The 14,450-nt window shown below is 73.6% G+C and carries 10 protein-coding genes; 8 read left to right on the plus strand and 2 right to left on the minus strand.

All coding sequences use genetic code 11. The features are described 5' to 3' along the window. Nucleotides 1–5 precede the first annotated feature (5 nt). A complete protein-coding gene (gene hmgA, locus ABZZ17_RS12195) occupies nt 6–1,328 on the minus strand; it encodes a homogentisate 1,2-dioxygenase (RefSeq protein ID WP_356874807.1) in 1,323 nt (440 codons plus the stop codon). Nucleotides 1,329–1,580: 252 nt separating this feature from the next. On the opposite strand from hmgA, the gene ABZZ17_RS12200 reads away from it, so the two are divergent. The 8 genes from ABZZ17_RS12200 to ABZZ17_RS12235 all read left to right on the plus strand — a co-directional run bounded on the left by ABZZ17_RS12200 (nt 1,581) and on the right by ABZZ17_RS12235 (nt 13,667). After that, on the plus strand, nt 1,581–3,701 hold the full coding sequence (locus ABZZ17_RS12200; RefSeq protein WP_356874809.1) for a right-handed parallel beta-helix repeat-containing protein: 2,121 nt from the start codon (nt 1,581–1,583) through the stop codon (nt 3,699–3,701). Nucleotides 3,702–3,972: 271 nt separating this feature from the next. Further along, nucleotides 3,973–4,815, plus strand: a complete 843-nt coding sequence (locus ABZZ17_RS12205; protein ID WP_356874923.1) for a hypothetical protein — start codon at nt 3,973–3,975, stop codon at nt 4,813–4,815. Nucleotides 4,816–4,961: 146 nt separating this feature from the next. Beyond that, the gene (locus ABZZ17_RS12210) at nt 4,962–6,278 is read left to right on the plus strand and encodes a hypothetical protein (protein ID WP_356874811.1); all 1,317 of its coding nucleotides are present in this window, start codon (nt 4,962–4,964) and stop codon (nt 6,276–6,278) included. Between the two features lie 97 nt (nt 6,279–6,375). Beyond that, entirely contained in the window at nt 6,376–6,996 is a 621-nt protein-coding gene (locus ABZZ17_RS12215; RefSeq protein ID WP_356874925.1) for a TetR/AcrR family transcriptional regulator, read from the plus strand. A gap of 191 nt (nt 6,997–7,187) precedes the next feature. Further along, nucleotides 7,188–9,479, plus strand: a complete 2,292-nt coding sequence (locus ABZZ17_RS12220; RefSeq protein ID WP_356874813.1) for a molybdopterin-dependent oxidoreductase — start codon at nt 7,188–7,190, stop codon at nt 9,477–9,479. A 73-nt stretch (nt 9,480–9,552) separates the two neighbouring features. Then, a complete protein-coding gene (locus ABZZ17_RS12225; protein ID WP_356874815.1) occupies nt 9,553–11,043 on the plus strand; it encodes a citrate:proton symporter in 1,491 nt (496 codons plus the stop codon). 106 nt (nt 11,044–11,149) lie between these two features. Beyond that, a complete protein-coding gene (locus ABZZ17_RS12230; protein ID WP_356874817.1) occupies nt 11,150–12,562 on the plus strand; it encodes an aldehyde dehydrogenase family protein in 1,413 nt (470 codons plus the stop codon). 25 nt (nt 12,563–12,587) lie between these two features. Further along, entirely contained in the window at nt 12,588–13,667 is a 1,080-nt protein-coding gene (locus ABZZ17_RS12235; protein ID WP_356874819.1) for a Zn-dependent alcohol dehydrogenase, read from the plus strand. 83 nt (nt 13,668–13,750) lie between these two features. Here ABZZ17_RS12235 and ABZZ17_RS12240 read toward each other — a convergent pair whose 3' ends face one another. After that, the gene (locus tag ABZZ17_RS12240; RefSeq protein WP_356874821.1) at nt 13,751–14,419 is read right to left on the minus strand and encodes a TetR/AcrR family transcriptional regulator; all 669 of its coding nucleotides are present in this window, start codon (nt 14,417–14,419) and stop codon (nt 13,751–13,753) included. Nucleotides 14,420–14,450 lie beyond the last annotated feature (31 nt).

The following is a 14,450-nucleotide window of genomic DNA, read 5'->3' on the forward strand; positions in this document are numbered from 1 at the left end:
GCATGTTAGGCGCGGAAGTGGCGCTGGAGACCCTGCCATACGTCGTCGTATCCGCGCTGGAGGTGGTCGGCGTCCGCCGCCTGGGGGGTGGCGGTGATCGGCCAGCGGGTCTCGAACATGAAGGCCAGTCCGTCGTCGATCTTCTGCGGCTTCAGCTCGGCGGCGCTCGCCCTGTCGAAGGTCTCCCGGTCCGGACCGTGCGCGGACATCATGTTGTGCAGCGAGCCGCCGCCCGGGACGAAGCCCTCGGCCTTGGCGTCGTAGGCGCCCTCGATCAGGCCCATGTACTCGCTCATCACGTTCCGGTGGAAGTACGGCGGACGGAAGGTGTCCTCGCCGACCAGCCAGCGCGGCGCGAACACCACGAAGTCCACGCCCGCGAGACCGGGGGTGTCGGAGGGCGAGGTCAGCACCGTGAAGATCGACGGGTCCGGGTGGTCGTAGCTGATCGAGCCGATGACGTTGAACCGGCGCAGGTCGTACACGTACGGGACGTGCGTGCCGTGCCAGGCGACCACGTCGAGCGGCGAGTGGTCGTACGTCGCCGACCAGAGGTTGCCGCAGAACTTGTTGACCACCTCGGTCGGGCGCTCGCTGTCCTCGTACGCGGCCACCGGGGCCCGGAAGTCGCGCGCCGAGGCCAGGCCGTTGGCGCCGATCGGGCCGAGGCCGGGCAGCTCGAAGGGCTGGCCGTAGTTCTCGCAGACGTAGCCGCGCGCGGGGCCGTCGCCGGCGTCCAGCGGCTCGACGCGGAAGCGGACGCCGCGCGGGATCAGCGCCACCTCGCCCGGACCGGCGCTCAGCAGGCCGAGCTCGGTGCGCAGCAGCAGGCCGCCGCGCTCGGGGACGATCAGCAGCTCCCCGTCCGAGCTGCTGAACACCCGGTCCGTCATGGGGGCGTTCGCGGCGTAGAGGTGGATGGCCATGCCGGTGCGCTGGGCCGCGTCGCCGTTGCCGCCCAGGGTCCACAGGCCGGCCAGGAAGTCGGTGCCGGGGGCCGGGTCGGGCAGCGGGTTCCAGCGCAGCCGGTTCGGGTCGGGGACCGTCTCGGTGAAGGGCGCCGTGCGCAGGGCGCCGTTGTCGACGCGGGTGAAGGCCGGGTGCGCGGCCGAGGGGCGGATCCGGTAGAGCCAGGAGCGGCGGTTCTGGGCCCGCGGCTCGGTGAAGGCGCTGCCGCTGAGCTGCTCGGCGTACAGGCCGAGCGGGGCGCGCTGGGGCGAGTTCCGGCCGTGCGGGAGAGCGCCGGGCACGGCCTCCGAGCTGTGCTCGTTTCCGAAGCCGGTGAGGTACTCCAGCGCCTCCGCCGTCTTCCTGGCCTGCTCACTCATGTGCTGCTCCCGCTCCGTCGAAGGAATCCTATGGTCGACAGTAGGATTCCGCGACCCGCCCGTCAACGGTGCCCGGCGGCCGCGTCGCCCGCCTGGCTCGATCCGGCGGGTGTCGGCCGGGGCCCCGGCGGGCCTCGGGCGGGCCTTCGGCGGATCTTCGGCGGGTCTTCAGCGGGGTCGATGTTCTGCCGGACGTACGGATTCCCGCAGAGGGGGATCCGAAAAGATGAACATTGCTCTACTCTCTCGCGCATGTCGTGGACCCGCAGGTTCCCTGCCGTGCCGGCGGCGCTCCTCGCCGCCCTCCTCGCGCTCCTGTCCCTCCTCGCCGCCGCGCCCGCCGCCCGCGCGCACGAGGAGCGCCCCGTCGCCCTCCCCGACGGCACCGGATCCGTCCCGCAGTACCGTTCCGCCGAACCCGACCTGCTGGTCTGCAAGACCGACCGGGCCGCCTTCGAACGCCGCACGTCCGGCTTCCCCGACGCCCTCAGACAACGCAACCTCGCCCTGTACGAGCGGTGCGAGAAGAGCGGCTACCGCCACCTCCAGGAAGCCGTCGACGCCGTCGACCGGCCCGGGATGAACATCGCGATCCTCCCCGGCCTCTACGAGGAGGAACCCTCGCTGCCCCCGCCCACCGGGGAGTGCGCCGCGCTCAAGGCCCCCAACTCCTCCTTCGGCTACCAGATCCTGTCCTACGAGCAGCAGGAGCAGTGCCGCCACAACCAGAACCTCGTCGCGATCCTCGGCAAGACCGACCTCCAGATCGAGGGCACCGGAGCCTCCCGCACGGACGTCGTCATCGACGCCAAGTACCGGAAGCTGAACGCACTGCGCGCCGACCGGTCCAACGGCATCTACTTCCGCAACTTCACCGCCCAGCGCACCACCTTCAACTCGCTGTACGTCCTCGCGGGCGACGGCTTCGTCATCGACGACGTACTGACCCGCTGGAACGACGAGTACGGCTTCCTCACCTTCGCCAGCGACCACGGCCTCTACAAGAACTGCGAGTCGTACGGCAACGGCGACTCCGGCATCTACCCCGGCAGCGCCTCCGACATCAACGACGGCCGCGGCTACGACGTCCCCCGCTACTCCATCGAGATCACCGGCTGCCGCAGCCACCACAACATGGTCGGCTACTCCGGCACCGCGGGAGACTCCGTCTGGGTCCACGACAACGAGTTCGACCAGAACATGGGCGGCGCCTCGATGGACAGCGCCTTCCCCGGCCACCCCGGACTCCCGCAGAACCACGCCCGGTTCGAACGCAACCTCATCCACGACAACAACCAGGACTACTACCGGTACGTCGCCGACGGCACCTGCGCCAAACCGCCCGCAGAACGCGGCTACGAGCAGGGCGTCGTCTGCCCCCAGATCTCCATGCCCCCGGGCACCGGCATCATCACCGCGGGCGGCAACTGGAACCTCTACGAGGACAACTGGGTGTACGGGCACCGCCGCGCGGGCTTCTTCCTCAGTGCCGTGCCCGCCTTCATCCGCGGCGAGGAGGAGTGGTCGAAGCAGACCGACACCTCCCACCACAACCGCTACGCGGGCAACGTGCTCGGCAAGGACAAGTCCGGGGCCTCCCGCCCCAACGGCACGGACGTGTGGTGGGACGGCCAGGGCAAGGGCAACTGCTGGCAGGACGGACCCGACGGCTCCACCCCCGGCACGCTCCCGCAGTGCGGTGACCGCCGGGGCGCGGTGTCCGGCGCGTCGGCCCGCCTGGTGGGCGAACCGGTGAAACTCGCCCAGCTGCTGGTCTGCGCCGACTACAGCGTCCAGGCGCGCAAGCTCCCGGCGGGCTGCGACTGGTACGGAGCCCGCGGCCTGGAGCGGGTCGAGACCCAGATCGCCCTGGGGGCGGCCGCCGTGCTGCTGCTGGTCGGCGGGGTGCTGTGGCGGCGCCGGCTGCGCGGCTCCCGGCTGGGCGCGGCGGCGTCCCTCCTCGGCCTCGCCGGCCTCGCCCTGGACGTGGCCGGATCCACCATGCCCCTGGTGGACACCTTCGTCCCGGCCCTCGCCCTGCTCCTGCTGGGCCTGTGGTGGACGGGCGCCGGACTGGTCCTGCGCGCGGAACGCCCCTGGCTGGCCCGCCTCACCCTGCTCCTGGGAGCCCTGACCCTGCTGGACGCCTTCGACAAGGCCGTCCTGATGATCCCGTGGATCCCGCTGAGCCCCGCCTGGGTACGGGCCCTGCTCGCGGTGGTGTGGGTGCTGTGGGCCGTCGTCGCCTCGGCCCGCCCCGGCCCGCCCACCCCGGCCCATCCCGCGGGCCCCGGCGCCGACCCGGAAGGCGACCGCGCCCCCACCCCGCCACCCCCGTCCCCACCCCTGACCACGACCGCCCCCACCCCATGACCCCCGCCCACCCGGCCCCCGCCCCCGGCCGGGCCCACGGTCCGCGGCGGGGGTGTGTGAGGCCGCGCCCGTGGCCCGCCGGGTACCGGGGCGTCATGGACCGGCGGGCCGGCCGTGGCGGGGGCCCGCGTGGGCGGAATTTCGATACGGCCCGTCCCCTGACCGGAGGTCCGCAGTGAGTGTCCGCCCCGAAGACCGCGTCCGCTGTGACGCCTGCGGGATACCGCCCCGCGCCACCCGGCCGCCCCGCAGGCGCACCCGCGTCGCCGCACTGGTGGCCGTCCTCCTGGTCCTCGCGGGCGGCGCAGTGACCGGCTGCGGGGGCCGGGCCACCACCCACCACAAACCCGGCACCACCCACGAAGAGGCCTCCGGAGGAGTCGGGACCCTCCTGGAGGCACAGGACGGCACGGGACACCGACTACGCGAGGTCCCCGCGCGGGGCGCGCCGGAGGTCCGGCTCACCGCACGCCCCGACTCCGAGGACGGCTGGAACCTCCAACTGGCCGTGACCAACTTCCGCTTCACCCCCGACAGCACCGGCGGAGGCGCCCTCCCGGGCGCCGGCCACGCCCACCTGGAGCTCGACGGCCGCAAGCTGGCCCGGCTGTACGGCCCCTGGTTCCACCTGCCCGCGGCGCAGGTGCCGGAGGGCGCGCACACCCTGACGGTCCGCCTCTACGCCGACGACCACACCGCCTGGGCCGTCGCCGGCAAGGCGGTCGAGGCCGGCCTCCCCCTGACCGCCGGCCCAGGGGCACAGGCCGCCCACAGCCACCCGGCAGACGCCCCGAGCGGCAGCGCCACCGGCACCCCGACCGGAGCCGCGACACCCACCGGAACCCCGCCGGCCGACCGGGCCGTCACCCTCACCGTCCGGGACGGCAAGGTGCACCCCGCCCCCGGCCGCACCGAGCTCAAGCGCGGCGAGCGCGTGGCCCTGCGCGTCACCAGCGACCGCGCGGACACCCTCCACGTCCACGGCTACGACAAGGAACTCGCCCTGCCCGCAGGACAGGAGGCGACCCTCGTTCTGACGGCAGACCGCGCAGGCCTCTTCGAGGTCGAAACCCACGAGTCCGAGCTGCTCCTGACCCAGCTCCTCGTCCGATGACGCCGGGCGGCCGGACGTCGTCGGAAAGCGCGCCGGGGGCTTGGCCCTGGCCCCCCGGCGAACCCGGCTCCGGCCTCGCCACCGGCCTCGCCCCCGGATTCGCCCCCGGTCCCGGCGAGGGCCCGGCCGGCGGGGCCGGCCAGGGCGTGGTCCTTCACCCGGCCGACCCGTCGACCCTGCTCGCGCACGGGATCGGATCCCAGCACGACCTGCCCATCTCCCCCTTCTACGCCTTCGCCGGCGCCTTCACCGCACTGTTCGTCTCCTTCCTGGCACTCGGCCTGCTCTGGTCCGCCTCCCGCTTCCGCGGCGACCGCTCCGGCCTCGCCCTGCCCGCCGGGCTCCAGCGGGTGGCCGACGCGCCGGCCACCCGCCTCACCCTGCGCGGACTCGGTCTCGCCGCAGCCCTCGCCGTCCTCCTCCACCTCCTCCTCGGTCCCGACGACCCCGCCCGCAACCCCGCACCGGGGGCCGTCTACGTCCTGCTCTGGGTCGGCCTCGTCCCCGCCTCCCTCCTCCTCGGCCCCGTCTGGCGCCTGATCAACCCGCTGCGCACCCTGCACCTCCTGCTCTCCCGGGGACGAGCCCGGCTCCGGGGCCGCCCGCCCGGACCCGGCCGCCCGCTGCCCGCCCGGCTCGGCCAATGGCCCGCCGCCGCAGGCCTGTTCGGCTTCACCTGGCTGGAGCTCGTCGCCCCCGATCCCGCATCCACCACCACCCTCCTGATCGCTCTCACCGGCTACGCCGCCGTCCACCTGCTCCTCGCCGCCCGCTTCGGCGAGCGCTGGTTCACCGACGCCGACGCCTTCGAGGCCTACTCCGGCCTCCTGGCCCGGCTCGCCCCGCTCGGCCGCCGCAGCGACGGCCGCCTGGTCCTGCGCAACCCCTTCCACGGACTCGACGCGACGCCCGAGCGGCCCGGACTCGTCGCCACCGTCTGCGTCCTCCTCGGTTCCACCGCCTACGACGGCTTCAGCGACAACCCCTCCTGGATCAACGCCGTTCAGACCTCCCCCCTCGGCCGTACCCCCACGGCCACGCTCGGACTGCTCGCTTCCATCGCCCTCGTCGCCACCCTCTACTGCCTGTGCGCGGCGGCCACCCGCCTCGTCGCCGGTCCTCACCCCGGCCCGCTGACCGCCTTCGCGCACTCACTCGTGCCGATCGCCGTCGGCTATCTCATCGCCCACTACTTCTCCCTCCTCGTCACCGAAGGGCCACGCACAGTGAGCATCGCACTCGGCACTGACAACGGCCCCGAACCCAGTCCCCCCTTGGGTCCTGGCGGTCTGGCCACCCTCCAGGTCCTCGCCGTCGTCACCGGGCACGTACTCGGAGTGATCGCCGCCCACGACCGTTCCGTACGTCTCTTCCCGCCCGCCAAGGCGGTCGCCGGCCAACTCCCGCTGCTCGCGCTGATGATCGCGTACACCGTCGGCGGACTTGCCCTCCTGCTGAACTGACCGCCCGCCGGAGGCGGAAGGGGGGACTGCGGGGGAGGGGGACGATTCACGAGGGGCGGGGCCGGGAACGCTGGACCGAAAAGCCAGGAGCGGCATGATGGACCCCGTGCCTCCCGCCCACCCCCTGCGCCGGACCCCCGTCCAGCAGCGCAGCGCCGACCGCCTCGTCCGGATCCTCGACGCCTGCGCCGAACTCCTCGACGAGACCGGGTACGAGAACCTCAGTACCCGGGCCGTCGCCCTGCGCGCCGGAGTGCCCATCGGCTCCGTCTACCGCTTCTTCGGCAACAAGCGGGCGATGGCCATCGCCCTGGCCCACCGCAACCTCGACCGCTACGCCGACGGCATCCAGGAACGCCTCGCCGCACTCCCCGCCGCCGACTGGCGGCCGGCGGTCGACGCGGTGCTGGACGAGTACCTGGCCATGAAGCGCAGCGTCCCCGGGTTCGCCCTGGTCGACTTCGGGGTGCCCGCGCCGCCCGCCGACGGCCCGGCCGCCGACCCGAACAACCTCGTCGCCGCCCGCCTGACCGAACTGCTCTGCGCGCACCTCGGCCTGACCCCCGGTGCCGAGCTCCGCAGGGCGGTCCTGGTGGCGGTGGAGGCGACCGACGCGCTGATCCAGCTCGCCTTCCGGACGGACCCGGCCGGAGACCCCGGAATCGTCGTCGAGACCCGGGCCATGATGCAGGCCTACCTGGCCCGCGTCCTCGACTGAACCGGCTTCCGCCCCGCGCCGGCCTCCCGCCCAACCGGATCCCCCCCGGACTCCGCGTCGAACAGGCGGCCGCAGACCCCTCCCCGCCGTGCCTACCGGTCGGTATGCTCGGTGCGCCCGCCGCCCAGCCCCTCCGGAGGCAGGGCCCGGCCCGTGCCCGCGCTGCAGCCCGCCGCCCTACAGGAGCGTCCATGCCCCGCACCGCCCCGCGCATCTGCCCCCTCTGCGAAGCCACGTGCGGCCTCACCCTCACCATCGAGGGCACCACCGTCACCGGCGCCCGGGGCGACCGCGACGACGTCTTCAGCCGCGGCTTCATCTGCCCCAAGGGCGCCGCCTTCGGCGCGCTCGACGCCGACCCCGACCGGCTGCGCACCCCCCTCGTCCGCCGCGGCGGACGCCTGCGCGAGGCCGGCTGGGACGAGGCGTACGAGGCCGTCGCCGCCGCGGTGCCGGCCCTCGTCGCGGAGTACGGGGCCCAGTCCGTCGGCGTCGTCCTCGGCAATCCGAACGTCCACACCATGGCCGGCGCCCTCTACCCGCCGCTCCTCGTCAACGCCCTCGGCACCCGCAACCTGTTCACGGCCAGCACCCTGGACCAGATGCCCAAGCACGTTTCCAGCGGGCTCCTGTTCGGCGACCCCTTCGCCATCCCCGTCCCCGACCTGGACCGTACGGACTTCCTCCTGGTCCTCGGCGCCAACCCGGTCGAGTCGAACGGATCCCTCTGCACCGCCCCCGACTTCCCCGGCCGCCTCAAGGCGCTGCGCGCCCGCGGCGGCACGCTCGTCGTCGTCGACCCGCGCCGCACGCGCACCGCCCGCCTCGCCGACCGGCACCTCGCCCCGCGCCCCGGCAGCGACGCCCTGCTGCTGGCCGCGCTCGCGCACACCCTGCTCACGGAGAAGCTCGCGGATCCCGGCCCGCTCACCGAGCACCTCGAAGGGCTCCGGGAACTCGGCGACGCCCTCGGGAGTTTCACCCCTGAGGCAGCAGCCCCCGCCTGCGACCTCCCGGCCGCCGAGATCCGCGCCCTCGCCCGCGAACTCGCGGCCGCGCCGACCGCCGCCGTCTACGGCCGGATCGGCAGCTGCACCGTGGAGTACGGAACCCTCGCCAGCTGGCTGGTCGACGTGCTGAACATCCTCACCGGCAACCTCGACCGCCCGGGCGGAGCCCTCTTCCCGCTCGCCGCGGCCGGCCCGCGGCCCCGTCCCGCCGGGCCGGGCCGCGGGTTCGCCCTCGGACGCTGGCACAGCCGGGTCAGCGGCCACCCCGAGGCGAAGAGCGAACTGCCCATCGCGGCCCTGGCCGAGGAGATCCAGACCCCCGGCGAGGGGCGGATCCGTGCCCTCATCTCCATCGCGGCCAACCCGGTGCTGTCCGCCCCCGACGGCCGCCGGCTCGACGCCGCCCTCGCCGGACTCGACTTCATGGTCAGCGTCGATCCCTACCTCAACGAGACCTCGCGGCACGCCCACGTCGTCCTGCCCCCGCCGCCGCCCTCCCAGAGCGCGCACCACGACTTCGCCTTCAACGGCTTCGCCGTACACAACCAGGTCCGCTACACCCGCCCGGCCGTTCCCCTCGAAGCGGACCGGCTGGACGAGTGCGAGATCCACGCCCGTCTCGTCCTGGCCGTCTCCGGCACGCACGGCTCCGCCGAGCCCTCCGCGGTCGACGACCTCGCCATCCGGGCCGCCCTCGCCAAGGAAACCGCCGACCGGCACTCCCCGCTGCACGGAGCCGACCCGGCGCGCCTCGCCGGCCTCCTCACCGGTGAGAACGGCCCCGAGCGGCGGCTCGACCTGATGCTCCGGCTCGGCCCGTACGGGGACCGGTTCGGGGCGGCCGGGAACGACGCCGCCACGAGCGCCGGCCACCGGGCGGACGGCGGCCCGGACGCGGCTGAGCCCGGGGCCGGGCTCAGCCTGGAACGGCTGCTCGCCCACCCGCACGGCATCGACCTGGGCCCGCTGAGGCCCCGGCTTCCGGGCGTGCTCAGGACCCGCAGCGGCAGGATCGAGCTGCTCCCGGACCCGATCGCGGCCGAGCTCCCCAGGCTCCGCGCGGCGCTCGCCGAACGCCCCGCCGCCCTGGTGCTCGTGGGCCGCCGCCACCTGCGGTCCAACAACAGCTGGTTGCACAACGTCCCGGCCCTCGTCGGAGGTTCCAACCGCTGCACCCTTCAGGTCCACCCCGAGGACGCGGCCCGGCACGGCCTCACCGACGGCGGCCGCGCCAGGCTCACCGCGGACGGCGGCAGTCTGGACGTACCCGTGGAGATCACCGACGCCGTCCGCGCGGGCGTCGTCAGCCTCCCGCACGGCTGGGGCCACGACCGGGCCGGCACCCGCCTCACGGTGGCCGCCGCCGACCCCGGAGCCAACGTGAACCAGCTGCTCGACGGCAGCCTGCTGGACCCCCTGTCCGGCACGGCGGTGCTCAACGCCTTCCCGGTCCAGCTGGCACCCCTGCCCTGAGCTGGGGTTTTGCTCGTATTGCTCACGCGCGGACATCTTGTTGGGTCCAGGAGGCGGCACCTACGTTCCCTGCATGCTGACCTTCCTCGGCTTCGCCATGATCGCGACTTTCCTGGTCCTGATCATGCTGAAGAAAATGTCGCCCATCGCGGCGCTCGTGCTCATCCCCGCGCTCTTCTGCGTGTTCGCCGGCAAGGGCGCACACCTCGGGGACTACGTCATCGACGGGGTCGGCAAACTCGCGCCGACCGCCGCGATGCTGATGTTCGCCATCGTCTACTTCGGCGTGATGATCGACGTCGGTCTCTTCGACCCGATCGTGCGCGGCATCCTGCGGTTCTGCAAGGCCGACCCGATGCGCGTGGTGGTGGGCACGGCCGTGCTCGCCGCGATCGTCTCGCTCGACGGGGACGGCTCGACCACCTTCATGATCACGGTTTCGGCGATGTATCCGCTGTACAAGCGGCTGGGCCTGAGCCTGGTGGTCATGACCGGCGTCGCCGCGACCGCCAACGGCGTCATGAACACCCTGCCCTGGGGCGGCCCCACGGCCCGCGCGGCCACCGCCCTCAAGCTCGACGCGGCCGACATCTTCGTCCCGATGATCCCCGCGCTCGCCGCCGGTCTGCTCTTCGTCTTCGTGCTGGCCTACGTCCTGGGCGTCAAGGAGCGCCGCCGGGTCGGTTCCCTGGTGATGCCCGGCGGGGAAGGCGAGGAGAGCGCCGCGGAGGTCCTGGTCCCGGCGGGTGCCCGCGCCGACGGCGGCAAGCGTCCGGGCAGCGGCAGCGGCACCGGCGCAGGTACCGGCGCCACCTCGCCGGCCTCCGGTTCCGTCCCCGGCCCGCGGGCCTCGGACCCCGCCGGGCCCGCCGGGGAGCCGGCCGGGCGCGTCGACGCCGCCGGTTCGCCGGACGAGGACGGCTTCCAGGGCCTGGACCCCCACCGCCCGACGCTCCGCCCCCGCCTCTACTGGTTCAACGCGGGCCTGACCGTCGCCCTGCTCACCGCCATGATCACGGAGCTGCTGCCGATCCCGGTGCTCTTCCTCCTCGGCGCGGCCCTCGCCCTGACCGTGAACTTCCCCCACATGCCCGACCAGAAGGCCCGGATCGCCGCGCACGCGGACAACGTCCTCAACGTGGCGGGCATGGTCTTCGCCGCCGCAGTCTTCACCGGGGTCCTCACCGGAACGGGCATGGTCAAGGACATGGCCGACTGGCTGGTCGGGGCCATCCCGGAGGGCATGGGGCCGCACATGGCCCTGGTCACCGGACTGCTCAGCCTGCCGCTGACCTACTTTATGTCGAACGACGGCTTCTACTTCGGCGTCCTGCCGGTGCTGGCCGAGGCGGGTGCCGCCCACGGCGTGTCGCCGTTGGAGATCGCCCGCGCCTCCCTGGTCGGCCAGGCCCTCCACATGTCCAGCCCGCTGGTTCCGGCCGTCTACGTCCTCGTCGGCATGGCCAAGGTCGAGTTCGGCGACCACACCCGCTTCACCGTGAAGTGGGCGGCCCTCACCTCCCTCGTGGTCCTCGGGGCGGGGATGCTTTTCGGCATCATCTGATCCGGTCCGCCCCTGGCGCCCAGAAAACTACCGGCGCTAGTTTGTAGGCTGTCGGCGACGTCAGGTCTACAGGTCTACGCGCTCGTGCGTGCTCGGGAGGAATGCCATGAAGGCCCACGACGGGATGTACATCGGCGGGGCGTGGGTGCCCGCCGCCGGAACCGGCCGGATCGAGGTCGTCAACCCGGCGGACGAGCAGGTCATCGCCGAGGTCCCGGCCGGCAGCGCCGAGGACGTGGACGCGGCCGTACGCGCCGCCCGCGCGGCGTTCCCCGGCTGGGCGGCCACCGCCCCGGCCGAACGGGCGGCCCTGATCGGTGCCCTCCGCGACGTACTGGCCGCCCGCAAGGCCGAGATGGCCGAGACGATCACGGCCGAACTCGGTTCCCCGCTCGGCTTCGCGGAGGCCGTGCACGTCGGCTCGCCCATCGCCGTGGCCGGCTCGTACGCCGAACTGGGGGCCTCGTACGGCTTCGAGGAGCGGATCGGGAACTCCACCGTGCTGCTGGAGCCCGTCGGCGTGGTCGGCGCGATCACCCCCTGGAACTACCCGCTGCACCAGATCGTTGCCAAGGTGGCACCCGCACTCGCCGCCGGCTGCACCGTCGTCCTCAAGCCGGCCGAGGACACCCCGCTGACCGCACAGCTCTTCGCCGAAGCCGTGCACGAGGCGGGCGTGCCGGCCGGAGTCTTCAACCTGGTGACCGGAACCGGACCGGTCGCCGGGCAGGCGCTGGCCGAGCACGAAGGAGTCGACCTCGTCTCCTTCACCGGCTCGACCGCCGTCGGAAAGAAGATCGGCGCGATAGCCGGCGCCGCGATCAAGCGCGTCGCCCTCGAACTGGGCGGCAAGTCGGCCAACGTCATCCTGCCCGGGGCGGACCTCGCCAAGGCCGTCGCGGTGGGCGTCGGCCACGTCATGAACAACTCCGGCCAGAGCTGCAACGCCCTCACGCGCATGCTCGTGCACCGGGACCAGTACGAGGAGGCCGTCGCCCTCGCGGCCACCGCCGTCACCAAGTACCCCTCCGGCGACCCGCGCGACCCGGGCACCCGCCTCGGCCCGGTCGTCAACGCGACCCAGCGCGACCGCGTCCGCGCGTACATCGCCAAGGGCGTCGAGGAAGGCGCGCGCCTCGTCGCGGGCGGGCCCGACAGCCCGCACGAGCAGGGGTACTTCATCGCCCCGACCGTCTTCGCCGACGTCACCCCCGAGATGACGATCGCCCAGGAGGAGATCTTCGGCCCGGTACTGGCGATCCTCCCCTACGCCGACGAGGACGACGCCCTCGCCATCGCCAACGGCACCGTCTACGGCCTGGGCGGCGCGGTGTGGGCCGCCGACGAGGAGACGGCCGTGGCCTTCGCCCGCCGCATGGACACCGGCCAGGTGGACATCAACGGCGGCCGCTTCAACGTGCGCGCCCCGTTCGGCGGGTACAAGCAGTCGGGCGTCGGCCGCGAGCTGGGCCCGCACGGCCTGGGGGAGTACCTCCAGACCAAGTCCCTGCAGTTCTAGCCGCACCGAGACGGAGAAGAACACCATGGTCCGCGCCGCCGTCCTGCCCGCCGTCGGAGCCCCGCTGGAGATACGGGAGATCGTGCTGCCCGAGCCCGGCCCCGGCCAGGTCCGGGTGCGGCTCGCCGCAGCCGGGGTCTGCCACTCCGACCTCTCCCTCACCAACGGCACCATGAGGGTGCCCGTCCCCGCGATCCTCGGGCACGAGGGCGCGGGCACGGTCCTCGCCGTCGGGGAGGGCGTCACGCACGTCGCCCCGGGGGACGGGGTGGTGCTCAACTGGGCGCCGTCCTGCGGAGAGTGCCACCACTGCCGCATCGGCGAGGTCTGGCTCTGCGCCAAGGCCCTGGCGGGCGTCGGCGCGGTCCACGCCCACGACGCAGAGGGCACCGAACTGCACCCCGGGCTCAACGTCGCGGCCTTCGCCGAGGAGACCGTCGTCGCGGCCAACTGCGTCCTGCCCGCGCCCGCGGGGATCCCGCTCACCGAGGCAGCCCTCCTCGGCTGCGCCGTCCTCACCGGCTACGGCGCCGTCCACCACAGCGCGCAGGTCTTCCCGGGCGAATCGGTGGCCGTGTTCGGCGTCGGCGGGGTCGGCCTCGCCGCGCTCCAGGCGGCCCGGATCGCGCAGGCCGGTCCCATCGTCGCCGTGGACGTCTCCCCGGCCAAGGAGGAGCTCGCGCGGGCGGCCGGAGCCACCGAGTTCGTGCTCGCCTCCGACACCACCGCCAAGCAGGTCCGCGCGCTCACCGGCGGGCAGGGCGTGGACGTCGCCGTCGAATGCGTGGGCCGGGCGGAGAGCATCCGCGGAGCCTGGGAGTCGACGCGCCGGGGCGGACGGACGACGGTCGTCGGGATCGGGGGCAAGGAACAGCAGGTCACCTTCCACGCCCTGGAGATCTTCCACTTCGCCCGTACCCTCAGCGGCTGCGTCTACGGCAACAGCGACCCCGCCCGCGACCTCCCGGTGATCGCCGACCACGTCCTCGCGGGCCGCCTGGACCTCGGGTCCATGGTCACCGACCGCATCACCCTCGACGGCATCCCGGCGGCCTTCGACGCGATGCTCGCGGGCAAGGGAGGCCGCTCGCTGGTCGTCTTCTGACCCCGGTCCCTGCCCGGCCCGGCCCCGCAGGCCGGGGCGTCCGGCCGGCGGCCAGGTCGTCGGGCGGCCAGGCGGTCGGGCCGTCAGGCCGTCGGGTCGTGAAGGGCCTCGTCGTGAAGGGCCTCGAACTGCAGGGCCAGGCCGTCCAGCAGGGCCGCGAGGCCGGTCTCGAAGGCGCCCTCGTCCACCTCGCGCCGCCGCTCCGCCAGCAGATGGGCCTGGCCCAGGTGGGGGTAGTCCGCCGGGTTGTAGGCCGCCTCGTCGTCCACGAACCCGCCGGCGAAGGAGGCCACCGCCGAGCCCAGGATGAAGTACCGCATCAGCGCCCCGATCCGGGTCGCGTGCGCCGGTGGCCAGCCCGCCTCCGTCATCGCGCCGAAGACCGAGTCCGCCAGCCGCAGTCCCGCCGGGCGCCGGCCCGGCCCCCGCGCCAGCACCGGGACGATGTTCGGATGGTCCGACAGCGCGTCGCGGTACGAGTGCGCCCAGGCGTGCAGGGCCCGGCGCCAGTCCGTGCAGCCCTCGAACATCGACAAGTCGACCCGCGCGCTCACCGCGTCCGCCACCGCCTCCAGGATCTCGTCCTTCGTGCGGAAGTGGTTGTACAGGGAAGGCCCGCTGACCCCGAGCGCGGCGGCCAGCCGACGCGTCGACACCGCCTCCAGCCCCTCGGCGTCCACCAGCGCACCCGCCGCCTCGACGATGCGGGCACGGCTGAGGAGGGGCTTGCGCGGTCTGGCCATGCGCCACATAGTAGGGCCTGCCCGCCATAAACTACCGGTG

Origin of the sequence: Streptomyces sp. NPDC006512 (genome assembly GCF_040611935.1) — a bacterium.
Lineage (GTDB): Bacteria > Actinomycetota > Actinomycetes > Streptomycetales > Streptomycetaceae > Streptomyces.